The organism is Methylobacterium sp. AC832 (assembly GCF_979256025.1).
The window spans coordinates 764,886-785,606 of sequence record NZ_CEEDMV010000001.1; the positions used below are offsets into that span (position 1 = coordinate 764,886).

Annotated in this window: 21 protein-coding genes; 10 read left to right on the forward strand and 11 right to left on the reverse strand. The window is 67.4% G+C overall.

Features of this window, described 5'->3' with window-relative positions:
• Nucleotides 1–43 precede the first annotated feature (43 nt).
• The 4 genes from AC0IXR_RS03585 to panE all read left to right on the forward strand — a co-directional run bounded on the left by AC0IXR_RS03585 (nt 44) and on the right by panE (nt 4,232).
• Nucleotides 44–928, forward strand: coding sequence for a DUF3313 domain-containing protein (locus AC0IXR_RS03585; RefSeq protein WP_471759772.1), 885 nt, complete (start codon nt 44–46; stop codon nt 926–928).
• Between the two features lie 130 nt (nt 929–1,058).
• Nucleotides 1,059–2,552: an IMP dehydrogenase gene (gene guaB, locus AC0IXR_RS03590; RefSeq protein WP_056432325.1), complete on the forward strand. Its 1,494-nt coding sequence runs from the start codon at nt 1,059–1,061 to the stop codon at nt 2,550–2,552.
• A gap of 226 nt (nt 2,553–2,778) precedes the next feature.
• The gene (locus AC0IXR_RS03595; protein ID WP_471759773.1) at nt 2,779–3,210 is read left to right on the forward strand and encodes an MAPEG family protein; all 432 of its coding nucleotides are present in this window, start codon (nt 2,779–2,781) and stop codon (nt 3,208–3,210) included.
• Nucleotides 3,211–3,293: 83 nt separating this feature from the next.
• The gene (gene panE, locus AC0IXR_RS03600; protein ID WP_471759774.1) at nt 3,294–4,232 is read left to right on the forward strand and encodes a 2-dehydropantoate 2-reductase; all 939 of its coding nucleotides are present in this window, start codon (nt 3,294–3,296) and stop codon (nt 4,230–4,232) included.
• A 24-nt stretch (nt 4,233–4,256) separates the two neighbouring features.
• Here panE and AC0IXR_RS03605 read toward each other — a convergent pair whose 3' ends face one another.
• On the reverse strand, nt 4,257–4,427 hold the full coding sequence (locus AC0IXR_RS03605) for a hypothetical protein (RefSeq protein WP_207413194.1): 171 nt from the start codon (nt 4,425–4,427) through the stop codon (nt 4,257–4,259).
• A 198-nt stretch (nt 4,428–4,625) separates the two neighbouring features.
• On the opposite strand from AC0IXR_RS03605, the gene AC0IXR_RS03610 reads away from it, so the two are divergent.
• Complete coding sequence (locus AC0IXR_RS03610) at nt 4,626–5,927, forward strand: RsmB/NOP family class I SAM-dependent RNA methyltransferase (protein ID WP_471760234.1); 1,302 nt, start codon at nt 4,626–4,628, stop codon at nt 5,925–5,927.
• 154 nt (nt 5,928–6,081) lie between these two features.
• On the opposite strand, the gene AC0IXR_RS03615 is transcribed toward AC0IXR_RS03610, so the two are convergent.
• Nucleotides 6,082–6,309: a hypothetical protein gene (locus tag AC0IXR_RS03615; RefSeq protein ID WP_056432338.1), complete on the reverse strand. Its 228-nt coding sequence runs from the start codon at nt 6,307–6,309 to the stop codon at nt 6,082–6,084.
• 179 nt (nt 6,310–6,488) lie between these two features.
• On the opposite strand from AC0IXR_RS03615, the gene guaA reads away from it, so the two are divergent.
• Complete coding sequence (gene guaA / locus AC0IXR_RS03620) at nt 6,489–8,045, forward strand: glutamine-hydrolyzing GMP synthase (RefSeq protein WP_056432343.1); 1,557 nt, start codon at nt 6,489–6,491, stop codon at nt 8,043–8,045.
• Between the two features lie 99 nt (nt 8,046–8,144).
• Here guaA and AC0IXR_RS03625 read toward each other — a convergent pair whose 3' ends face one another.
• Nucleotides 8,145–8,576, reverse strand: coding sequence for a PIN domain-containing protein (locus tag AC0IXR_RS03625; protein WP_471759775.1), 432 nt, complete (start codon nt 8,574–8,576; stop codon nt 8,145–8,147).
• Nucleotides 8,573–8,872: a hypothetical protein gene (locus AC0IXR_RS03630; RefSeq protein WP_207413190.1), complete on the reverse strand. Its 300-nt coding sequence runs from the start codon at nt 8,870–8,872 to the stop codon at nt 8,573–8,575. The genes AC0IXR_RS03625 and AC0IXR_RS03630 overlap by 4 nt, the downstream gene beginning before the upstream one ends.
• Nucleotides 8,873–9,048: 176 nt before the next feature.
• Between AC0IXR_RS03630 and AC0IXR_RS03635 the strand changes: the two genes are divergently transcribed.
• Nucleotides 9,049–10,059, forward strand: coding sequence for an OmpA family protein (locus AC0IXR_RS03635; protein ID WP_471759776.1), 1,011 nt, complete (start codon nt 9,049–9,051; stop codon nt 10,057–10,059).
• 116 nt (nt 10,060–10,175) lie between these two features.
• Here AC0IXR_RS03635 and AC0IXR_RS03640 read toward each other — a convergent pair whose 3' ends face one another.
• Nucleotides 10,176–11,345: a hypothetical protein gene (locus AC0IXR_RS03640; protein WP_471759777.1), complete on the reverse strand. Its 1,170-nt coding sequence runs from the start codon at nt 11,343–11,345 to the stop codon at nt 10,176–10,178.
• 108 nt (nt 11,346–11,453) lie between these two features.
• On the opposite strand from AC0IXR_RS03640, the gene AC0IXR_RS03645 reads away from it, so the two are divergent.
• The 3 genes from AC0IXR_RS03645 (at nt 11,454) to der (ending at nt 14,324) form a co-directional block, all read left to right on the forward strand.
• Nucleotides 11,454–12,059, forward strand: coding sequence for an NnrU family protein (locus AC0IXR_RS03645; RefSeq protein WP_056432356.1), 606 nt, complete (start codon nt 11,454–11,456; stop codon nt 12,057–12,059).
• Nucleotides 12,060–12,186: 127 nt separating this feature from the next.
• Complete coding sequence (locus AC0IXR_RS03650; RefSeq protein WP_471759778.1) at nt 12,187–12,900, forward strand: tetratricopeptide repeat protein; 714 nt, start codon at nt 12,187–12,189, stop codon at nt 12,898–12,900.
• Between the two features lie 65 nt (nt 12,901–12,965).
• Nucleotides 12,966–14,324 (forward strand): ribosome biogenesis GTPase Der, encoded by a 1,359-nt coding sequence (gene der / locus AC0IXR_RS03655; protein WP_056432361.1) that lies wholly within the window; start codon nt 12,966–12,968, stop codon nt 14,322–14,324.
• A 3-nt stretch (nt 14,325–14,327) separates the two neighbouring features.
• Here der and AC0IXR_RS03660 read toward each other — a convergent pair whose 3' ends face one another.
• From AC0IXR_RS03660 to radA, 6 genes are all read right to left on the reverse strand, one after another.
• Complete coding sequence (locus AC0IXR_RS03660) at nt 14,328–15,452, reverse strand: carboxylate-amine ligase (protein WP_471759779.1); 1,125 nt, start codon at nt 15,450–15,452, stop codon at nt 14,328–14,330.
• Between the two features lie 55 nt (nt 15,453–15,507).
• Nucleotides 15,508–15,915: a dihydrofolate reductase gene (locus AC0IXR_RS03665; protein WP_056432367.1), complete on the reverse strand. Its 408-nt coding sequence runs from the start codon at nt 15,913–15,915 to the stop codon at nt 15,508–15,510.
• Between the two features lie 180 nt (nt 15,916–16,095).
• Nucleotides 16,096–16,839: an SDR family NAD(P)-dependent oxidoreductase gene (locus AC0IXR_RS03670; RefSeq protein ID WP_461229389.1), complete on the reverse strand. Its 744-nt coding sequence runs from the start codon at nt 16,837–16,839 to the stop codon at nt 16,096–16,098.
• 8 nt (nt 16,840–16,847) lie between these two features.
• Nucleotides 16,848–18,338, reverse strand: coding sequence for an amidophosphoribosyltransferase (gene purF, locus AC0IXR_RS03675; RefSeq protein ID WP_018045057.1), 1,491 nt, complete (start codon nt 18,336–18,338; stop codon nt 16,848–16,850).
• A 180-nt stretch (nt 18,339–18,518) separates the two neighbouring features.
• Complete coding sequence (locus tag AC0IXR_RS03680; protein WP_056432373.1) at nt 18,519–19,118, reverse strand: CvpA family protein; 600 nt, start codon at nt 19,116–19,118, stop codon at nt 18,519–18,521.
• 130 nt (nt 19,119–19,248) lie between these two features.
• A complete protein-coding gene (gene radA, locus AC0IXR_RS03685) occupies nt 19,249–20,685 on the reverse strand; it encodes a DNA repair protein RadA (protein WP_207413177.1) in 1,437 nt (478 codons plus the stop codon).
• Nucleotides 20,686–20,721: the final 36 nt, after the last annotated feature.

Below are 20,721 nucleotides of genomic sequence, written 5' to 3' on the forward strand. Positions count from 1 at the left end.
GGTCGAGCGAGCCACCGCCGCCATTTTGCGCGAAAGATATTGAATGCCCTCGCGGTTCGAAACCTGTCGACGCTCGCCCCTCATCGGTGGGGCTCTGGGCCTGCTGCTTATGGTCGCCGGTTGCGGCACCGTCATTCTCAATGAAAGCGGGTCGCTCACCCGCTACGACCGCCTCAATGGAAGCACCGAAGTGGCGACCGGGGCGAAACTCTATGCAGATCAGCCGACCCTCGCGGCGACGCGGACGGTCCGCATCATCCCGGCGGCATTTCCGGAATCGATCTCCGGGCCCGGTCTCAACAGCGTCGAGCGCCGCCTGATCGCCAACGCGGCCGACCGTGCGCTCTGCTACGAGTTGTCGCTGCGCTACGACGTGGTCTCCACCAAGAAGGCCGACCTCACGATCCGGTCCGCCGTCACCCGTGTGGAACTCACCAACGTCCCGGCCGCCGGCGCGACCATCGCCACCTCGGCGGGAATCACCGTCGCGTCCCAGCTCGGCGTCGGCTTCGCCACTGCTGTCGGCCGCGTGCCGATCCCGCGTATTCCCATCGGCCTCGGCAGCATCACCATCGAGGCCGAAGCCCTCGATAGCCATCATCAGCAGCGGGCGGCGATGATCTGGGGTGGTGGCGCCAACGCCTTCACCAATCAGGCCCGCTTCTCGGCGGCCGGGGACGCCTACGATCTGGCGGGTGAATTCGGCCAGGATTTCGGCACGCTCCTCGTGACCGGACGCGACCCGTTCAAGGAGCCGCTGTCTATCCCGAGCTGGAATCGTATCCGCATCACCACCCTCGGCGAGGCTCCGCTCGATCCGGATTGCGAGCAGTTCGGCCGCGCGCCCGGCATCGACGGTATGGTCGGCGACTATATCGGCCTGCCGCCGGAATGGACCGACAAGGGCCCCCGCGACCCGATCAACTGAGTTTTCCATTGCGATGCCGCGATCCTGCCTTTGCGCAGGGTCCGGCCCCATGATACTGCGCCGTGCCAACGCAGTCGGCGCCGACAGCTGTTTCCAGTCCGGCGCCTCTCACCGTTTCGGGAGTTGGCACATGGCTCGTATCACCGCGGATTCCATCATCGAGGGCCTGACCTTCGACGACGTGCTTCTCCGCCCCGCCGCATCCTCGGTGATGCCCACCGAGGTCAGCATCGCGTCGCGGCTGACCCGCTCGATCCACCTCAACATGCCGATCCTGGCCTCGGCCATGGACACCGTCACCGAGGCGCCCATGGCCATCGCCATGGCCCAGAACGGCGGCATGGGCGTGATCCACCGCAATCTCGAGCCGGCCGAGCAGGCCGAGCAGGTCCGCCTCGTCAAGAAGTACGAATCGGGCATGGTGCTCAACCCGATCACCATCCATCCCGACGAGACCCTGGCGGACGCGTTCTCGCTGATGAAGCAGAACCGCATTTCCGGCATTCCGGTGGTGGAGCGCGGCCCCAACGGCTCGCGCGGCAAGCTCGTCGGCATCCTCACCAACCGCGACGTGCGCTTCGCGACGAACCCCTCCGAGACCGTCGCCGAGCTGATGACCCGCGACCGGCTCATCACCGTGCGCGAGGGCGTGAACCAGGAGGAGGCCAAGCGCCTGCTTCACCAGTTCCGCATCGAGAAGCTTCTCGTGGTCGACGACCATTACCGCTGCATCGGCCTGATCACGGTGAAGGACATCGAGAAGCAGGTGGCCTATCCGGGCGCGGTGAAGGACGAGCAGGGCCGCCTCCGGGTCGCCGCCGCCACCACCACCGGCGATAACGGTTTCGAGCGGGCCGAGCGTCTCATCGATGCCGGCTGTGACGTGATCGTGGTCGACACCGCCCACGGCCACTCCATCAAGGTGCTCGACGCCGTGCGCCGGGTGAAGCAGCTCTCCAACACCGTGCAGATCGTGGCCGGCAACGTCGCCACCCGCGACGGCGCCCAGGCGCTCATCGATGCCGGTGCGGATGCGATCAAGGTCGGTATCGGCCCGGGTTCGATCTGCACCACCCGCATCGTGGCCGGCGTCGGCGTGCCCCAGCTCACCGCCCTGATGGAAGCGGTTGAGGCGGCCGACCGCGCCGATGTGCCGGTCATCGCCGATGGCGGCATCAAGTTCTCGGGCGATCTCGCCAAGGCGATCGCGGCCGGTGCTTCCGTGGCGATGCTGGGCTCGCTGCTCGCCGGAACCGACGAGGCGCCGGGGGAGGTGTTCCTGCACCAGGGCCGCTCCTACAAGAGCTACCGGGGCATGGGCTCGGTGGGCGCCATGGCGCGCGGCTCGGCCGACCGCTACTTCCAGGCCGAGGTCAGCGACACCCACAAGCTCGTCCCCGAGGGAATCGAAGGGCAGGTGCCCTACAAGGGACCGGTGGCGGCGGTGCTGCACCAGCTCGCCGGTGGCCTGCGTGCGGCCATGGGCTATGTCGGCGCGCCGACCATCCCGGAGTTCCAGGACAAGGCGCAGTTCGTCCGCATCACCAATGCGGGCCTGCGCGAGAGCCACGTCCACGACGTGACGATCACCCGCGAAAGCCCGAACTACCCCAGCCGCGCTTGAGCGCGAAACGCAGCCCGATCCGTCCCGTCGCCCGGCTTTGGCCGGTGGCGGCGCGGATCGGACTGGCATTCGGCCTCGATGGCGTGCTGATCGGGGCAGATGCATGGCCGAGTGTCACGCGCCTCATCCAGCGATCGTCCAATCCGTTCGAACCGCCCGTCATCGTCCTCCCCTGCGACGGTCCGCTTGCCGCCTCGGCCGGTGATGCGGACCAACAGGCTTCATCATGACCGTCCAGGCCATCCTCGCCCCCGTCTTCGCGCAGGTTCTGCTGATCTTCGTGCTTATGTTTTGGCTCGGCCGCGTGCGCCTGGCGGAGGTCAGGGCCGGCTCGGTGAAGGCCGGCGAGGTCTCGATGGGGCAGCGCAACTGGCCGCCCCGCGCGCAGCAGGCAGCCAATGCGTTCTCGAACCAGTTCGAGCTGCCGGTGCTGTTCTTCGCCCTGGTGCCGCTGGCCCTCTACACGAAGAAGGCCGATCTTCTCTTCGTAGTCCTGGCCTGGATCTTCGTCGCGTCCCGCGTCATTCATGCGGGCGTCTACGTCACCTCGAACCACGTCCCCTACCGTTTCCAGGCCTATACGCTCGGGGCGTTGGTGCTTCTGGTGATGTGGATCGTCTTCGCGGTGCGCGTCTTCCTCGCTCCGATCGGGGTCTAAGGTTCGGAATTTCCGTTCACGCCTGGAAAGTCGCCACCCTCGTCCGGTAAGGAGGGAGACTTATCGAGGTTGAGGATCGTTCCATGCGCGTGCTCGTCGTCGGCGCCGGTGCCACCGGTGGATATTTCGGGGCGCGTCTCGTCGAGGCGGGCAAGGACGTCACTTTCCTCGTGCGGCCGGCCCGGGCCGAGGCTCTGGCCGCGTCGGGGCTCCGAGTGAAAAGCCCGGTGGGCGACGTCCACATCGCCGAACCGGCGACGCTCACGGCCGCCGATCTCGCGGCGGGGAAGGGCGGTGGCTTCGATCTCGTCCTCCTCAGCTGCAAGGCCTACGACCTCGACGCCGCCATCGCCGACGTGGCACCGGCCGTCGGTCCCACGACGCTTGTGCTGCCCGTCCTCAACGGCTTGCGCCATCTCGACATCCTCGACGCCGCTTTCGGGCCGGAGCGGGTTCTCGGCGGCTCCTGCGCCATCGCGGCGACGGTGACGGCGGATGGCGAGATCCGCATGATGAGCCCGCTCCATAGCCTCACCTATGGCGAGCGGGCCGGCGGCCGTTCCGAGCGGGTGGAGCGGATCGAAGCCTTGATGCAGGGCGTCGCGTTCCAGGCCCGTCTGAGCGAGGCGATGGTTGTCGAAATGTGGGAGAAGTGGACGTTCCTGGCGACCCTCGCCGGGGCGACCTGCCTGATGCGGTCGACGGTCGGCGACATCGTCGCCGCGCCGGGCGGTCTCGCCTTCATCGAGGCGCTGATGGAGGAATGCCGTGGGATCGCCGAGGATGCCGGATATGCGCCACGGGACAAGGTGATGCGGAACACGCAGGCGACGCTGACCGCGCAGGGGTCGGCCTTCACCGCCTCGATGCTGCGTGACATCGAAAACCAGGCGCGGATCGAGGCCGATCACATCATCGGCGATCTCATCTCCCGCGGGCGAGAGGGCGCGCACCCGATGCTCGACCGGGTCTACACGCATCTCAAGGCCTACGAGAACCGTCGCGCCCGTGAGGCGTCCTGAGCGGCGGCCCCGAAAGTCGGTCGCTCAGTAGCGCGGGGCCGGCGGCGGCGGGGGCGGGTTGCCGTATTCCAGCTGAGTTTTAGCATCGTAGGGGCGCTGGGGCGGAGGCGTCAGATCGACGGCGGGGGCGGTGGAGCAGGCGGCGACGCTCGTGAGGACGATGCCCGCGAGGGTCAGGGGAATGATGGGCGACATGACGATTGCGAAGCTCCGTACGTTGACGCAGTGGGCTCTGGCGCAGCAAGGCCACGAGACAGATCCGCCACCCTGCCTGTCTGAGGGCTGATCTCGCCGGAAGCTTGGCTGTAATGTGTCCAACCCCGGCTCAAAGCGTGACCGTATCGCGGCGACGATCGACCGCGGTCACCCTTCCCTAACCTTGAGGATTTCGTCCTGACCCCTCCCGCCCGTCTCTCCGCCGCCATAGAAGTGCTCGCCGACATTGCCGGGCGACGCCGTCCGGCCGCGGATGCCCTCAAGGATTGGGGCCTCGCCCATCGCTTCGCCGGTTCCGGCGACCGCGCGGCCATCGCGAGCCTCGTCTACGATGCCCTGCGCCGCCGGGCTTCATCCGCCTGGATCATGGGGGACGAGGCCCCGCGCGCCATCCTCATCGGCATGCTGCGGCTGCAGCACGGACTCGCGGCGCCCACCATCGGCGAGCTGTTCTCCGGCGAGCGCTTCGCGCCCGATCCCCTGACCGATGTCGAACGCACCGCCATCGCCGAGGGCACGCTCGCCGATGCTCCGGCCCATGTGGCCGGAGACGTTCCGGACTGGATCCTGCCTTCACTCAGCCACCTGTTCGGCGATGTCCTCCTCGATGAGCTGCGCGCGCTGGCCCGCCGCGCGCCCCTCGATATCCGGATCAACACCCTCAAGCGCGATCGCGAGACGGCCCTGGCCGGGCTCGCGCATCTGACGCCGGCGGTGACGCCGCATGCCCCGAATGGCCTGCGCATTCCCATCGGCGAGGATGGTCGAGGTCCCGCCCTGCATGTGGAGCCGGAATTCCTCGACGGCTGGTACGAGATCCAGGACGAGGGCTCCCAGATCGCCGGCGCCCTGACCGGCGCGCGCGCCGGCGAGACCGTGGTCGATCTCTGCGCGGGCGGCGGCGGCAAGACCCTCGCCCTCGCGGCGATGATGGGCAATGGCGGGCGGCTCATCGCCACCGACGACGACCCACGCCGGCTCGCGCCGATCCATGACCGGCTGCGCCGGTCGGGTGCCGAGGCCGAGATCCGCACTCCGCGCGGCGGACGCGCGCGGGCCGATGTGCTCGGCGACCTCGACGGCACCGTGGACCGGGTGGTGGTCGACGCGCCCTGCACCGGTTCGGGGACATGGAGGCGCAACCCCGACGCCAAGTGGCGGCTGCGCCCCGGCTCCCTCAGTGCGCGTGTCACGGACCAAGCCGAGGTGCTCGACCGGGCGTCGCGCCTGGTGCGGCCGGGCGGGCGGATCACCTACATCACCTGCTCCCTGCTGCGGGAGGAGAACGACGCCGCCATCGACGGTATCCTCGCACGGGCCAATGGCGGGCTGACGGTCCTGCCGGCCGAGAAGGTCGCCGCCGACCATGGGCCGGGCCTCGCCGGGGTGGTGCGGTTCACCGAGCACGGCCTGCAGATGAGCCCGGCCCTCACGGGCACGGACGGCTTCTACGTCGCCACTCTGGAACGCCGCGGCTGATGCGCCTCGACCGCCGGCCCTCCTTGCCGGGCGGCCGACGACACCGTCGCCATCGTGGCTTCCTCCGGGCGTGAAAGCCGCTGGAATGGCTCTGAGAGCGAGCCATTCCAGCGGCGCCTTCGCGCCACCGAGTCGATGGCGCGAAGGTCGGTGCTCAGAAGCAGCGGCGCGTACGCACCATCGTCACCCGGCCATACGGACCCCGACGCTTCGTCACGACCGTCCGGCAGCGGGGGCCCCTGACGACAGTGCGCGAGACGACCCGCGCCTGCTCGATCGCGGTGGCGGGGGCGGAAAGGGTCATGCCGGCGAGCGGCAGAGCCGATGCCGAGCCGATGCCAGCGAGGGTGATGGCTGCCAATCCGAAGAGGGTTGCTCTCATTGCGTAAGCTCCTGTCTGTTGGAAGGGCGGGATGAATCGCGCAGATTGTGTGAATCCTTTGTTAATTATCCCGCCTTCCGTCCTTCGCTAGGCAGGGCCACGCCCGATGCATGTGGGCGACGTGTGCCCTGCGGACGCTGCGCGTTGCACCATGGCGGGGCCTCGTCTAACTCCGATCCATGAATACCGACCACGACAAGATCCTCATCGTCGATTTCGGCAGCCAGGTGACCCAGCTCATCGCACGGCGCGTGCGTGAGGAGGGTGTCTATTGCGAGATCGTCCCCTTCACCAAGGCGGCTGAGGCCTTCGCCGAATCGAAGCCGAAGGGCGTGATCCTCTCCGGCGGCCCCGAATCGGTGACGACCGAGGCCTCGCCCCGCACGCCCCAGGTGGTGTTCGATTCGGGCGTGCCGGTCTTCGGCATTTGCTACGGCCAGCAGACCATGGCGGCCCAGCTCGGCGGCGAGGTCGAGGGCGGGCACCATGCCGAGTTCGGCCGCGCCGAGATCGAGATCATTTCGGACTGTCCCCTGTTCAAGGGCGTCTGGCATGTGGGCGAGCATTATCCGGTCTGGATGAGCCACGGCGACCGGGTGACCAAGCTCCCCGACGGTTTCACCACCGTCGCCCTGTCGAAGAACGCGCCCTTCGCGGCGGTGGCCGACGAGTCGCGCAACTACTACGCGGTCCAGTTCCACCCGGAGGTGGCCCATACCCCGCACGGCGCCCTGCTGATCCGCAACTTCGTGCGCGACATCGCCGGCTGCACCGGTGACTGGACCATGGGCGCCTACCGCGAGGAGGCCATCGCCAAGATCCGCGAGCAGGTCGGCAAGGAGCGGGTGATCTGCGGCCTGTCGGGCGGCGTCGATTCCTCAGTGGCGGCGGTGCTGATCCACGAGGCGATCGGCGACCAGCTCACCTGCGTCTTCGTCGATCACGGCCTGCTCCGCATGGGCGAGGCCGATGAGGTCGTGCGGCTGTTCCGCGACCATTACAACATCCCCCTGGTCCATGTTCAGGCGCAGGAGCTGTTCCTCGGCGAGCTCGAAGGCGTCAGCGACCCGGAGATCAAGCGCAAGACCATCGGCCGCCTGTTCATCGACGTGTTCGACGAGGAGGCGAAGAAGATCGGCGGCGCGGCGTTCCTCGCCCAGGGGACGCTCTACCCCGACGTGATCGAGAGCGTGTCCTTCACCGGCGGTCCCTCGGTGACGATCAAGAGCCACCACAATGTCGGCGGCCTGCCCGAGCGCATGAACATGCAACTCGTGGAGCCCCTGCGCGAACTGTTCAAGGACGAGGTCCGGGTGCTCGGCAAGGAGCTCGGCCTGCCCGAGGCCTTCGTCGGCCGCCATCCCTTCCCCGGCCCCGGCCTCGCCATCCGCTGCCCCGGCACCATTACGGCCGAGAAGCTGGAGGCTTTGCGGAAAGCCGATGCGATCTATCTCGACGAGATCCGCAAGGCCGGCCTCTACGACACGATCTGGCAGGCCTTCGCGGTGATCCTGCCGGTGAAGACCGTGGGCGTGATGGGCGACGGCCGCACCTACGACCATGTCTGTGCGCTCCGCGCGGTCACCTCGGTCGACGGCATGACGGCGGATTTCTACCCCTTCGACATGGCCTTCCTCGGCCGCGTCGCCACCCGCATCATCAACGAGGTCAAGGGCATCAACCGGGTGACCTACGACATCACCTCGAAGCCGCCCGGCACGATCGAGTGGGAGTGATTTCGGGCGTCGCTGACGTTGCGCCGAATCACCCCACGACACGCTGATAGAGTGGGATAGAATTCGCCGTTCCGAGCCGTTCGGGACCCCGGCGCTGCATCAGATCGATCCGCGCATAGGATTGAGGATTTCGACTCCGGCGAAATCCTTTTCGTTGTCGGTGACGACCACGCAGTCATTCGCACCGGCGATTGCGGCGATGATCATGTCGAGCCCGCTGCGCGGGTTGCCGGCCGTTTTCCCCGCCGCCATCAGCTGTGCCCAGATCAGGCCTGCTCTGTCGTCGAACGAGAGGACACGGCCCATAAACAGCGCTTGGGGTCCTTCCGGTCCGGAGAACCATCTCTCGAGCGCCTCGCGCTTTTCCCCCCGTGGCTTCTCCAAAATCCCGCGGCGGATTTCAGCGACGGTCAATGACGCAATGAACAGGTCCTCATCGCGCTGAGTCGACATCCACGCCAGAAGTGAGTCCGACGGCTGCGGCTTGACGACGTTGCTGATGATGTTGGTGTCCAAGAGATAGCGCGTCACAAGTCGACCTTGCGTCCCTCTTCACGGGGGCGGGAAAGATCGAGTTCCGCAGTCACCAGCGGCGAACGCCGCAACGCAGCGAGGATGCCGCCCGGTTTGGGCGGAGCGCCAGCGATCGACTGGCTGACGGTCGCACGAAGCTCCGAGGCTTCGGGCGTGTCTTCGGACAGGCGTCTGGCGAGCGACCGGATGAGGTCGCGATCGGTATCTCGGCCGAGCACTTCGAAACGCGCGAGGCCACGCTCGCCAAGGCGAGAGCGATAATTCCGGATTGCGCGATTCTGCGAACTTCCCATGATCGGCTCCAGATGTATCCAGTAATATAGCCAGTGCGGCCGAGGGCAGCAAGGTTGCGCGGTCGGCAGAGGGGGCGGTCGGGGTCCATCGGACATCCGTCCGACTCGACACCGTGCGCCGGGGTGGCATCTCTTGCCGCCCCGTGAAGGCCCGCTTTCCCGTGAGTCCGTCTAAGATGGCCCGGTCTGTCGGCGCCGTCATCATGCCGGAGTGGATGATGAGAGCATTGAAGCTGGTCTGGATTCTGTTGGCGTTCACCTATGCCGCGAGCGAGAGCAGGGCCGAGCCGGTCGCGGGTCCATCGTCTCCCGGGGGCGGGCCCATACCGGGCGCCGTGGCGCTCGACGACATTCCCGTCTCGACCGTGCCCCTCGGCGGCTTTCCTTATTTCGCGCTGCCCGCGGGCTACCAGCCGGTGAACCCGCCAGAGTCCCGCGAATTCGGGCATTTTCCGTTCTGGACGGGCACCGCGCTCCACGACGTCGACGGCAAGGTTTTCCTGTCCCTCATCGGTGCCAAGGACGGTAAGACCTACTCGTCCTATGAGTTGAAGAAGAACATCGAGGCCGTGCTGACCCAGGCGGGCGGACGAAAGCTCACCGACAGCCAGATGCCCACCTCAGTGACCGATACCCTGCCGGAGGAGGTCAAGATGGGCATGTATGAAGGCCTCGGTAACGTCTACTCCGAACGGACGCAGACATGGGTGATCCGCCGTCCGGACCGGCAGATCTGGGTACATTTCGTGCCCGGCAGCAACAACGCGAGTTGGACCATCCTCGAGACGAAGCCGTTCGCCCAGACCGCCTCCCTGCTGCCCGCCGAGCAGCTGAAGCAGGACATCGACAAGACCGGGCGGGCGGTGATCCATGTCAACTTCGCCACCGACAAGACCGCGATCCTGCCGGATTCCGCGGCTCAGATCGAAGCGGTGACGAGCCTGCTGAAGACGAATCCCGGTCTCAAGCTGGCGATCAACGGCTACACCGACGAGACCGGGTCCGCCGGGCACAATCAGTCGCTCTCCGATGGCCGCGCCAGGGCGGTGATGGCCAGGCTCATCTCGTCGGGCGTTGCGAAGGATCGGCTGAGAGCCAAGGGCTTCGGGGCCGCCAGCCCGGTCGCCTCCAATGGCAGCGAGGAGGGCAGGGCAAAGAACCGGCGCGTGGAACTGGTGAAGTTCTGACACGGAGACGTGCGATGCCGCCGGGCCGGCAGGTTCCTCTCCACTGGCACGATCTCGGTGGCGAAGTCCGCCCCATGCCGGATACGGGCCGGCCGTGATGACGATCCGCTTCCGCCTTACGGCCAGACCTTGAGCGCCAATGGTCTACGGACGAGGTCCCGGTCCGAGGTCACCTGGCAGCCCTCCCGGCGCAGCGTCACGTAGGTGAGCAGGGCGGTGTCGCCCACATCGTCGAAGTTGCGGCCGGTCGCCTGTGGATCGAGAATCGACGGATAAGCGATGAGGTCGCCCTTGGCCGTGCAGGGATCGTCGTAGAGCGTGGAGCCAGCGAGGAGCAGGCGCGGCTGATCCCAGGTAAGGAGGTCGCGTGACGTCGTCCAGTAGAAGCCGGATTGCGGAACCTTGGCGCCGGCCGCGGCCATGAAGACGGCGATCCAGGCCCCCGTACCGCGATGGCGCACCACCGCGCCCACGGGCAGGCCGAACGGCTCCAACGGCTTGCATGGTTCGGTGAGCAGGGTCGGCTTGGCGTAGGGATCGGGGAAGGCGGCAGTGAAGCCGAGCCCGGTCCAGGCGCGCCAGCGCGTCGGATCGGAGGGCGTGTCGGTGCGGAACAGGCAGGCCCCGGCGGATTGCTCGCTGCCGCCGGAAGACCAGCCCGTGGTGGCGATCAGCACGTAGCGCCAGCGCCCGTCCGCCACGATGTTCGACGGATTGAAGAAGCCCCGTTGCCGGCTCTGGCCGACCTCCTGGCGGAACGGCGCTCCCGCCACCACCATGGGGGGCCTGGCGCGGGTGAAGCTGCGCCCGCCATCACCGGAGGAGGCGGCGACGATCGTGTTGTACCAGCACTCGATATAGACCTTCGAGCGGCAGCGGCCCTCGTGCTCGTTGGCTTGGTACTCGTGGTGGAGGAGGGCCGAGACGGCCTTGCCGTCCTCCGTCCATGTGGCCGTGATCCAGGAGCGGTCGTCATAGGCCGCCGGATCGGCCTTCTCGCCGGATTCGAGCACCACGGCGCAGTCGAGCTTCAACTGGTCGAGGCTCGGTCCGCGCAGGGCCCTGTTGCGGTAATGCATGCCGAACAGGGCGACGCCGCCCGCTGAGTCGCGGAAGGCTCGGGCGGAGGCGTCCGGCACGTCCGCCCCGTCGCAGGCATCGCGACCGGCCTTGAATATCGTCGTCGGCGCTCCGACCAGGGTGAGGGCGGAAAGCGGCGGTTCGGACCGCGCCGCGACCTCTTGAGGAAGCAGGACGAGCAGGAGGAGCGCGAGAAGCCGCGTCATCGGATGAGCCTGGACATCCGCGCCGGTTTGGGTTTTGAACCGTTACAGTCTGCTTCACCCGGCCTGGCGCGGCTCCCGCGATCCACAGGCTCGATTCGAAGGCCCTTCATGCTCATCCTCATCCTCGGCCTCGTGCTGTTCCTCGGCACGCACGCCTTCTCCATGCTGAGGGCCAAGCGCGCGGGCGTCATCGACGAGGTCGGCGAGAGCCGGTTCAAGCTCGGCTATACCGTGCTGTCGATCGTCGGCATCGTGCTCATCGCCTATGGTTTCGGACAATACCGCGCGGATGGCTACATCCAGGTCTGGAACCCGCCGGTCTGGACGCGCCATCTCGCGCTGCTGCTGACGCTCCTCGCCTTCATCGCTCTGGCCTCCGCCTACCTGCCCGGCCACATCCGGGCGCGGGCCAAGCACCCGATGCTGCTGGCGGTGAAGATCTGGGCGACGGCCCATCTCCTCGCCAATGGCGACCTCGGCTCGATCCTGCTGTTCGGTAGCTTCCTCGCCTGGGCGGTGATCGCCCGGATCAACGCCAAGCGCCGCGCCCTGTCGGCTGGCGCGGTGGCCGCCCAGCATGGCGCCGTCGCAGCCCCGGCCGGCTGGCGCAACGATGCGATCGCAGTCGTTGTCGGCTTCGTCGTCTGGTTCGCCTTCGCCAAATATCTCCACCCGTTGCTCATCGGCGTGGCGGCCTGGCCGGGGCAGGCCTGAGACCGGCCGCACTCACAGCTCGCCGCTCTCCAAGCTATCCAGTCGCCAAGCCGGCTGCGCTGTGCTACGCGCCGGGCTTGGATTTTCCTCAAGGCCGTCGATCGTATCGCGGTCGGCGTGAGACGATATGGCCGAGAACAACGAGTTCATCCGCGAGGTCAACGAAGACTATCGCCGTGATCAGGTCGCCCGGATCTGGAAGCGCTACAGTGGTCTGATCATCGCTGTTGCGATTCTCGTCGTGGCCGGCGTCGGCGGTTATCGCTACTGGCAGCACGATCAGCGCGTCCGTGCGGAAGCGGCGTCGGAGAAGTTCGAGGCCGCCAATCGTCTCGCCAAGAATGGCAAGGGTACGGAGGCCGACAAGGCCTTCGAGGCGCTGGAAGCCGATGCACCGGGCGGCTACCGGATGCTGGCCCGGTTTCGCTCCGCCACCGAGACCGCCAAGCGCGACGCCGCCGCCGGCGCGACCGAGTACGATGCGCTGGCCGCCGACACCCAGCTCAGCGATGGCCTGCGCGACCTCGCTCGCCTGCGCGCCGCCCTGATCCGCCTCGACCAGCAGAATCCCGATACCGCGCTCGCCAGTCTCCAGGGGCTCGCCGCCCCGACCGGCGCGTTCCGCCACACCGCTCGCGAAATGCTCGGACTCGTGGCGCTGAAGCGCGGCGAATACGATGCCGCCGGGCGCTGGTTCGACCAGATCGTCGCCGATCCGCAGACGCCGGCGAACCTGCGCCAGCGTATCGAGGTCTATGCTGCCCTCGTGGCCGGCGGTCCGGTCACGGTGACCGCGGCTCCCGCTTCCGAGCCGGCCGCACCCCCGCCCGTGACGCGCTGAGCCGAATTTCGGCACGACGCCTGCACGACGAATTTTCTCCGTACGACGACTGAATCGAGACCACCATGGACATGCCGACCGTCGCTATCGTCGGACGGCCGAATGTCGGCAAGTCGACCCTCTTCAACCGTCTGGTGGGCAAGAAGCTCGCCCTCGTGGACGATCGCCCCGGCGTGACCCGCGACCGGCGCGAGGGCGACGTCAACTTCGGCGGATTGGTGTTTCGCATCATCGACACGGCGGGGCTCGAACAGGCCGATGCCGATTCGTTGCTCGGCCGCATGCGCGCGCAGACCGAAGCCGCGATCCTCGAAGCCGACGTCGTGCTGTTCGTCATCGATGCCCGCGCCGGCATCCTCCCCGCCGACCAGCCCTTCGCCGAACTGGTGCGCCGCGCCGGCTGCCCGGTGGTGCTCGTCGCCAACAAGGCCGAGGGCGGCACCGGCCTGTCCGGCGCTTACGAGGCGTTCTCGCTCGGCCTCGGCGACCCAATCCCGTTCTCGGCCGAACATGGCGAGGGTATCGGCGAGCTGCATGACGCACTTACCGAGGCTCTGCCCAAGCTCGACGACGAGGAGGAGGGATACGACGACGACCCGTCGAATCGCTCGCTGAAGGTCGCCATCGTCGGCCGCCCCAATGCCGGCAAGTCCACGCTCATCAACCGGATGCTCGGCGAGGAGCGCCTGCTCGTCGGCCCCGAGGCCGGCATCACGCGGGATTCGATTTCCCTCGACTGGGAATGGCGCGGGCGCCGCATCAAGCTCCACGACACCGCCGGCATGCGCCGCAAGGCCCGCATCGACGACAAGCTCGAAAAGCTCGCCGTGTCGGACGGCCTTCGCGCCGTGCGCTTCGCCGAGGTGGTGGTGGTGCTCCTCGATGCCACGATCCCGTTCGAGAAGCAGGACCTGACCATCATTGATCTCATCGAGAGCGAGGGCAGGGCCGTGGTCATCGGCCTCAACAAGTGGGATCTCGTGGCGGACCAGCCCGGCCTGCTGAAGAAGCTACGGGAGGATTGCACCCGCCTGCTACCGCAGGTGCGCGGTGTCTCCGTGGTTCCGTTGTCGGGGTTGGCCGGTGACGGCATCGACGCGCTGATGAAGGCCGTGACCGAGACCTTCGAGGTCTGGAACCGCCGCGTCTCCACCTCCAAGATCAACGATTGGCTCAGCGCGGCGACCCAGCGCAACCCGCCGCCGGCGGTGGCCGGCCGCCGCATCAAGATTCGCTACGCCACCCAAGTGAAGAGCCGACCGCCGCACTTCGCCCTGTTCGGCAACCAGCTCGACGGCCTGCCGAAATCCTACACGCGCTATCTCGTCAACAACCTGCGCGAGGCCTTCGACCTGCCCGGCGTGCCGATCCGGCTGTCTCTGCGCACCTCGAAGAACCCGTTCGACAAGGACAACAAGGGCTGAGCCTCACGACCCGCAGGTCGTTTCGCTCAGCCAATCCACCACGTCGTCCAGTCCCTGGCGGTTGGTGCGGCCCTTCTCGCGCGCGGCTTCGAACACGGCGATCTGACGGTCGGCGCTGGTGCCCTTCGCCACGATGGTGCGGGCGCGCTCGACCTCCTCGCCGCAGCCGAGCGCATCGGCATCCGCATCGATGAGGGCCAGAACCTTGTCGAGGGCGTCGGCGAAGGGGAGGGCATCCTCACTGGTTTCGTCGATGATCTCGGCCTCGGTGCCGCTGCGCTGGGTGCGCCAGAGATTTTCCTCGGCCAGGGCGCGAGAGACGCCGTCGAGATCGGCGTTGAGGTCCGGCTGGCGCACGACGCAGCGCACGAGGCAGCGAAAGAGTGCCGCCACCGTGAGAGCATCCTCGAGCCGAGTGCAGGAATCCGCCACGCGAAGCTCCAGCGTGGGAAACTTGATCGACGGACGAAGCGACCACCACAGGAAGCTGGCATCCTGGATCGAACCGGCCTTGGTCATGATCCGCAGATAGCGCTCATATGCCTCCGGACCGGAGAAGAGCTGTGGCAACCCCGTTCGGGGCAATTCGCCGAAGGCACTCAGGCGGTAGGCGGTGAGCCCCGTCGGCTTGCCCTGCCAGAACGGGGACGAGGCCGAGAGCGCGAAGAGCAGGGGCTGGAACGGCAGAAGCCGGTTCATCAGGTCGATCCGGGCCGCGGGATCGGGCACTTCCACATGGACATGCATCCCGCAGATCAGACTGCGGCGGCCGGCGAGCCCCACATCCTTGAGGATGCCGCGATAGCGCTCCCCCTTCGTCGGCAATTGCCGCGCCCAATCCGCCACCGGATGGGTGCCGGCGGCGAAGACCATAAGCTCGTGTTTTCTGGCCAGCCGGCCGAGGGCGTCGCGCTGCCCGGCCAGGATCTCTCTTGCCTCGCCGAACTCCGTGGAGGGCGGGGTGCAGACCTCCACCTGACACTGCAACATCTCGCGCCCGATCTCGGGCAGGCGCTCGCTCGCTTCGGTATGGAACGGCTTCACCGACCGCCGCGGCGTCCCTCGCGTCTCGGCATCGGCCAGGAAGTATTCCTCCTCGATGCCGAAACGGTAGCTATGCGCGGTCATGCCATCATCCTGCGAGCGACCTCCATCAACTCGTAGGGCGAAAGGTCGTTGCTCCTCAGCTTCGCAATGCGCCACCCACCAGCCAGGCCGGATCGAACCAGCGGTCGGCCTCGCCGTCATAGGGCAGGCGGGTGATGTCCCAGTTCTGGATGTACTTGGCGTAAACGTTCCAGACCGTGATGCCGCCGCCGACGAAGATGCGCCGGCCCGGATAGCGCTTGAGCACCTCTTCCGGGTCCTCGTGGCTGCGGATGACGTCGATGGTGCGGTCCTTGAAGGCGAAGTCCGGCACGGAGGCCACGGTCTTCGGCCCGGCGATCAGCACGTGCCCCATGGTCAGCGCGAAGAAGCGCGTCACGTCCTCGACGAAGAGCGGATCGGTGTTGCCCTCCCAGGGCAGGTGCCCGTTGAGGCCCAACTGGCCGCGCAGGCCGATGGCGCAAATGCAGCGAACGTCGATCATGATGGAAACCTCGATGAAGGCGGGTCACTCCCGCCACCGACCTCATCCTGAGGTGCCGCGAAGTGGCCTCGAAGGAGGGCTCCAGACCGCACTGCGAGTCCTGGAGCCCTCCTTCGAGGCCTTCGCTTCGCTCCAGCACCTCAGGATGAGGTCGCGGGCAGGTTATGGGTGACAGAAAAGCTAAGCCGCCATCTGCGGCGTCAGCACCCGGTCGCTGGGGAAATCGTAGATCTTGCCCGATTGATCCCAATCCGGGCTCGCGAGCCGCACGAAATGAGGGGCGAGGTCGTCCGGAGTCTTCAGTGTCGTCTCGTCCTCGCCCGGCATCGCCGCCTTGCGCATGGAGGTGCGGAGGGGGCCGGGATTGAGCAGCATGGCCTTGATCGGCGTGGTCTCGGTCTCCGCCGCATAGGTGCGCACGAGGGCGTCGAGAGCGGCCTTCGAGACCGAGTACGGCCCCCAATAGGCCTTGCATTTCTGCGCGGCGCCGGAGGTGACGAAGATGGCGCGGCCCGCATCCGACCTCCGCAACAGCGGGTCGACGGAGCGGAGCAAGCGCCAGTTGGCGGTGACGTTGATGTCCATCACCTGCGTCCAGGTCTTGGGCGTCACGTGGCCGAGGGGCGTCAGATTGCCGAGGATACCGGCATTGCCCACGACCACGTCGAGTTTCTGCCAGCGCTCGTAGATGCTTAGGCCGAGCCGGTCGATCGCGTCGAAATCGGTCAGGTCGAGGGGCACGAGCGTCGCGCTCGATCCCGCCTGCCGGATCGCGTCGTCCAGTTCTTCCAGCGCCCCTTGGGTCCTGGCGACGGCCACGATGTGCGCGCCGGCCTCGGCCAAGGCCAGGGCCGCCGCCCGGCCGATGCCGCGCGAGCAGCCGGTGACGAGGGCGATGCGGCCGTCGAGGGGCTTCGTCGTCATCGGTCGAATCAATCCGCTTCGGCGAGCATCGCGAGACGCTTCGGCCCGGCAATGGCGAGGTCGGTCAGGCCGGTCGGGTAGTCGCCCGTGAAGCAATGGTCGGTATATTGCGGGCAGGATTCGTTGCGGCTCTCCTCGCCCATAGCCTTGTACAGGCCCTCGATCGACAGAAAGGCCAGGGAGTCCGCGCCGATATAGCGGCGCATGCCTTCGAGGTCGTGGGTGGCGGCGAGCAGCTTCTCGCGCTCGGGCGTGTCGATCCCGTAGAAATCCGGATAGGTAATCGGCGGCGAGGCAATGCGGAAATGCACCTCCTTGGCACCGGCCTCGCGCATCATCCGCACGATCTTCACCGAGGTGGTGCCGCGCACGAGGCTGTCGTCCACGAGGACGATGCGCTTGCCTTCCACCACGGCGCGGTTGGCCGAATGCTTCATCCGCACGCCGAGTTCACGCACCGACTGGGTCGGCTGGATGAAGGTGCGCCCGACATAATGGTTGCGGATGATGCCCATCTCGAAGGGCAGGCCGGTCTCCTGCGCGAAGCCGAGGGCTGCCGGCACGCCGGAGTCCGGCACCGGGATCACCACATCGGCGGCGGTGGCGGATTCGCGGGCCAGTTCGTGGCCGATATTCTTGCGGACGGAATAGACGCTCTTGCCGTTCACAACGGAATCCGGCCGGGCGAAGTAGATATACTCGAAGATACAGGGGCGCATGGGCTGCGCCGGCGCGAACCGGATCGATTCGATGCCCTCCTCGGAGATGACGACGATCTCGCCGTTCTCAACGTCGCGGATGAACTTCGCGCCGATGATATCAAGCGCACAGGTTTCCGAGGCGAGGATGTAGCGTCCGTCGAGTTCGCCGATGACCAGCGGGCGGATGCCGAGGGGGTCGCGGGCGCCGATGAGCTTCTTGTTGGTGAGCGCGACGATGGCGTAGGCGCCCTGGACCTGCCGCAGGGCCTCGGTGAAGCGCTCGACGATGAGGGGCGCGCGGCTGCGGGCGGCGAGGTGCAGGATCACTTCCGTGTCGGAGGTCGACTGCGTGATGGCGCCGTCGCGGACGAGGTCGCGGCGGATGGAAAGGGCATTGGTGAGGTTGCCGTTATGGGCCACCGCGAGGCCACCGCTGGCGAGTTCGGCGAAGAGCGGCTGGACGTTGCGGAGGATCGTGCCTCCGGTCGTCGAGTAGCGCACGTGGCCGATGGCGGCCGAGCCTTCGAGGTGCTCGATGGTGGAGCGGTCGGAGAACGAATCGCCGACGAGGCCGGGCCGGCGTTCGGAATGGAAGATGTGCCCGTCGAAGGAGACGATGCCTGCCGCCTCCTGGCCCCGGTGCTGGAGGGCGTGGAGGCCGAGCGCCACGATGGCGGAGGCGTCCGGATGGCCGAAAATGCCGAAGACGCCGCACTCCTCGCGCAGCGTGTCCCCGTCCCGGTCCAGCCCATCCACCACGTCGACCGAATGGCGGGCGCTCGCGCTGCGTGCTGACATCTGGTTCTGCGATCCTAAGGTGGCCCGCCGCTGCCGGTTTCGGCACCGTCCACGGACCGGCTTGCATCCTGCGACCGTTTTATGACGACGGCTGCTTCCTGCAAGAAGCCGTCATTTAGTCGGCCTTGGTTCCGCAACCAAGCGGCTTGCCACGCAGATCAGACGCGCTGCGTGAGAAGGTCAGCGTCGTGCGGGCGACTCCGTCCGGCGTTGCGCGGGCGCCGTGTCGCCCTCACCGGCCGGCTCGACCGGGTCCGCCGTGCCGTCGCCCTTGGACTTCTTGAACTGCTTCAGGAACCCTTCCGGGTTCTCCGGCAACTGAGCCACGAGGGCGTCGCCCGATTTCTCGAGCATCGGGCGGCTGCGGGCCTGCGCCGCCCAATCGGGCATCTTGCCCTGGACCAGCCAGGCCAGGAACACCCAGCCGATCACGCAGATGAGGAATCCGCGCCCCGCGCCGAAGACGAAACCGAGGGACCGGTCGATCGCGCCGATGCGCGAATCGAGGATCATGTCGGAGACCTTCACCGTGATGATCGACACGATGACGAGAGTGAGGAGGAAGATGGTGGCGATGGAGGCCACCAGCGCCACGGTGGCGTTGGAGACGTGCTGGCTCACCGTGGGCAGCAGCAGGGGATAGAGCTTCCACGCCACTGCGGCGGCGGCGACCCAGGCGACGATGGCGAGAACCTCGCGCGTCGCGCCGCGGACGGCGGCCAGAAGGGCCGAGATGACGACGATGCCGAGAACGGCCAGATCGAGAACGGAAAACGGCATTGATTGGTATGGTCGCACGGGGCAGAGGGGCTGACTATTGCCTGCTCGTGCGGCTCCCCCTCGCCGCCGCGCCTGTATATCGTGCGGAAACTCGGCCGTCACCCTCCGCTACGCCCTCCCTTCGCCAGCCTCACTCGTCGTCTTCGTATTCGTATCGCGCCGGGTTACGCTCGGGCCGGCCGCGTTTGGGCGCGCCGCTGGCGATGCCGGCCACGAGATCCGCAATGTGGCGCAGGGCTTCCGTGGGTAGGGAATTGTCGCCGACCTCGTTACGCCCCTGTGGCGTGACGGCCTTGGCGAAGCCGAGCTTCAACGCTTCCTTCAACCGCGATGGTGCCTGCGCCACCGGACGGATCGCTCCGGAGAGACCGATCTCGCCGAAATAGACGGTCTCGCCCGGCAGGGCCGCGCCCGACAGCGACGAGACCAGGGCGGCTGCTACTGCGAGGTCGGCCGCCGGCTCCGTGATCCGCAGGCCCCCTGCGACATTGAGATAGACGTCGTGGGTGCCGAGCCGGATACCGCCATGAGCCTCGAGCACCGCGAGCACCATGGACAGGCGGTTGGGATCCCAGCCCACCACGGCGCGGCGCGGCGTGCCGAGGGAAGAGGGCGCTACTAGGGCCTGGATCTCCACCAGCAGGGGCCGCGTGCCCTCCATGCCGGCGAAGACCGCCGTGCCCGGTGCCGCATGGTCGCGCCCCGCGAGGAAGAGCGCCGAGGGGTTCGGCACCTCCGCGAGGCCCCGATCGGTCATCTCGAACACGCCGATTTCGTCGGTGGGGCCGAAGCGGTTCTTCACCGCCCGCAGGATGCGGAAGTGATGGCCTTGGTCGCCCTCGAACGAGGCGACGGCATCGACCATGTGCTCCACCACGCGGGGACCGGCGATCTGTCCGTCCTTCGTCACGTGGCCGACGAGGATCACCGCCGTGCCGGTGGTCTTGGCGAAGCGGATCAGCGATTGGGCCGAGGATCGGACCTGGGTCACCGTGCCGGGGGCGGATTCCACCGTCTCCGTCCACATGGTCTGGATCGAATCGATAATGGCGAGTGCCGGTGGGCGCCCCTGGCTCAGGGTCTCGACGATATCCTCGACATTGGTCTCGGCGGCGAGATCCACCGACGCGCTCGACAGGCCGAGGCGCTCGGCCCGTAGCCGCACCTGCGCCACCGCCTCCTCGCCGGAGATATAGACGACCCGTTCGCCGGTGCGCGCCATGGCGGCGGTGGCCTGCATCAGCAGGGTCGACTTGCCGATGCCGGGATCGCCGCCGAGCAGGATCACCGAGCCGCGCACGAAGCCGCCGCCGGTGACCCGGTCGAGCTCGCCGATGCCGGAGGGAATGCGCGGGGCCTCGCGGGCCTCGCCGGTGAGCCCTTCCAGAGGAAACACCCGCCCCCGCGCCCGGCTCGGCCGCGTCTTGACCGGCCCGGCCTGCGGGCCGCTCGCGCCCGTTTCCTCGACGATCGTGTTCCAGCCGTTGCAGGCTTCGCAGCGCCCGCGCCAGCGATTGTAGACGGCGCCGCAGGATTGGCAGACGAAGGTCTGGTGGATCTTGGCCATGATCGCCTTTGAGGAAGCACGGACGACAGTCTGCGG

What these genes read in the sequence shown, in the direction of transcription:
- AC0IXR_RS03585 (WP_471759772.1), top strand. Translation starts at nt 44, where the DNA reads ATGCCCTCGCGGTTCGAAACCTGTCGACGCTCGCCCCTCATCGGTGGG.
- guaB (WP_056432325.1), top strand. Translation starts at nt 1,059, where the DNA reads ATGGCTCGTATCACCGCGGATTCCATCATCGAGGGCCTGACCTTCGAC.
- AC0IXR_RS03595 (WP_471759773.1), top strand. Translation starts at nt 2,779, where the DNA reads ATGACCGTCCAGGCCATCCTCGCCCCCGTCTTCGCGCAGGTTCTGCTG.
- panE (WP_471759774.1), top strand. Translation starts at nt 3,294, where the DNA reads ATGCGCGTGCTCGTCGTCGGCGCCGGTGCCACCGGTGGATATTTCGGG.
- AC0IXR_RS03605 (WP_207413194.1), bottom strand. Translation starts at nt 4,427, where the DNA reads ATGTCGCCCATCATTCCCCTGACCCTCGCGGGCATCGTCCTCACGAGC.
- AC0IXR_RS03615 (WP_056432338.1), bottom strand. Translation starts at nt 6,309, where the DNA reads ATGAGAGCAACCCTCTTCGGATTGGCAGCCATCACCCTCGCTGGCATC.
- guaA (WP_056432343.1), top strand. Translation starts at nt 6,489, where the DNA reads ATGAATACCGACCACGACAAGATCCTCATCGTCGATTTCGGCAGCCAG.
- AC0IXR_RS03630 (WP_207413190.1), bottom strand. Translation starts at nt 8,872, where the DNA reads ATGGGAAGTTCGCAGAATCGCGCAATCCGGAATTATCGCTCTCGCCTT.
- AC0IXR_RS03635 (WP_471759776.1), top strand. Translation starts at nt 9,049, where the DNA reads ATGGCCCGGTCTGTCGGCGCCGTCATCATGCCGGAGTGGATGATGAGA.
- AC0IXR_RS03640 (WP_471759777.1), bottom strand. Translation starts at nt 11,345, where the DNA reads ATGACGCGGCTTCTCGCGCTCCTCCTGCTCGTCCTGCTTCCTCAAGAG.
- AC0IXR_RS03645 (WP_056432356.1), top strand. Translation starts at nt 11,454, where the DNA reads ATGCTCATCCTCATCCTCGGCCTCGTGCTGTTCCTCGGCACGCACGCC.
- AC0IXR_RS03650 (WP_471759778.1), top strand. Translation starts at nt 12,187, where the DNA reads ATGGCCGAGAACAACGAGTTCATCCGCGAGGTCAACGAAGACTATCGC.
- der (WP_056432361.1), top strand. Translation starts at nt 12,966, where the DNA reads ATGGACATGCCGACCGTCGCTATCGTCGGACGGCCGAATGTCGGCAAG.
- AC0IXR_RS03660 (WP_471759779.1), bottom strand. Translation starts at nt 15,452, where the DNA reads ATGACCGCGCATAGCTACCGTTTCGGCATCGAGGAGGAATACTTCCTG.
- AC0IXR_RS03665 (WP_056432367.1), bottom strand. Translation starts at nt 15,915, where the DNA reads ATGATCGACGTTCGCTGCATTTGCGCCATCGGCCTGCGCGGCCAGTTG.
- AC0IXR_RS03670 (WP_461229389.1), bottom strand. Translation starts at nt 16,839, where the DNA reads ATGACGACGAAGCCCCTCGACGGCCGCATCGCCCTCGTCACCGGCTGC.
- purF (WP_018045057.1), bottom strand. Translation starts at nt 18,338, where the DNA reads ATGTCAGCACGCAGCGCGAGCGCCCGCCATTCGGTCGACGTGGTGGAT.
- AC0IXR_RS03680 (WP_056432373.1), bottom strand. Translation starts at nt 19,118, where the DNA reads ATGCCGTTTTCCGTTCTCGATCTGGCCGTTCTCGGCATCGTCGTCATC.
- radA (WP_207413177.1), bottom strand. Translation starts at nt 20,685, where the DNA reads ATGGCCAAGATCCACCAGACCTTCGTCTGCCAATCCTGCGGCGCCGTC.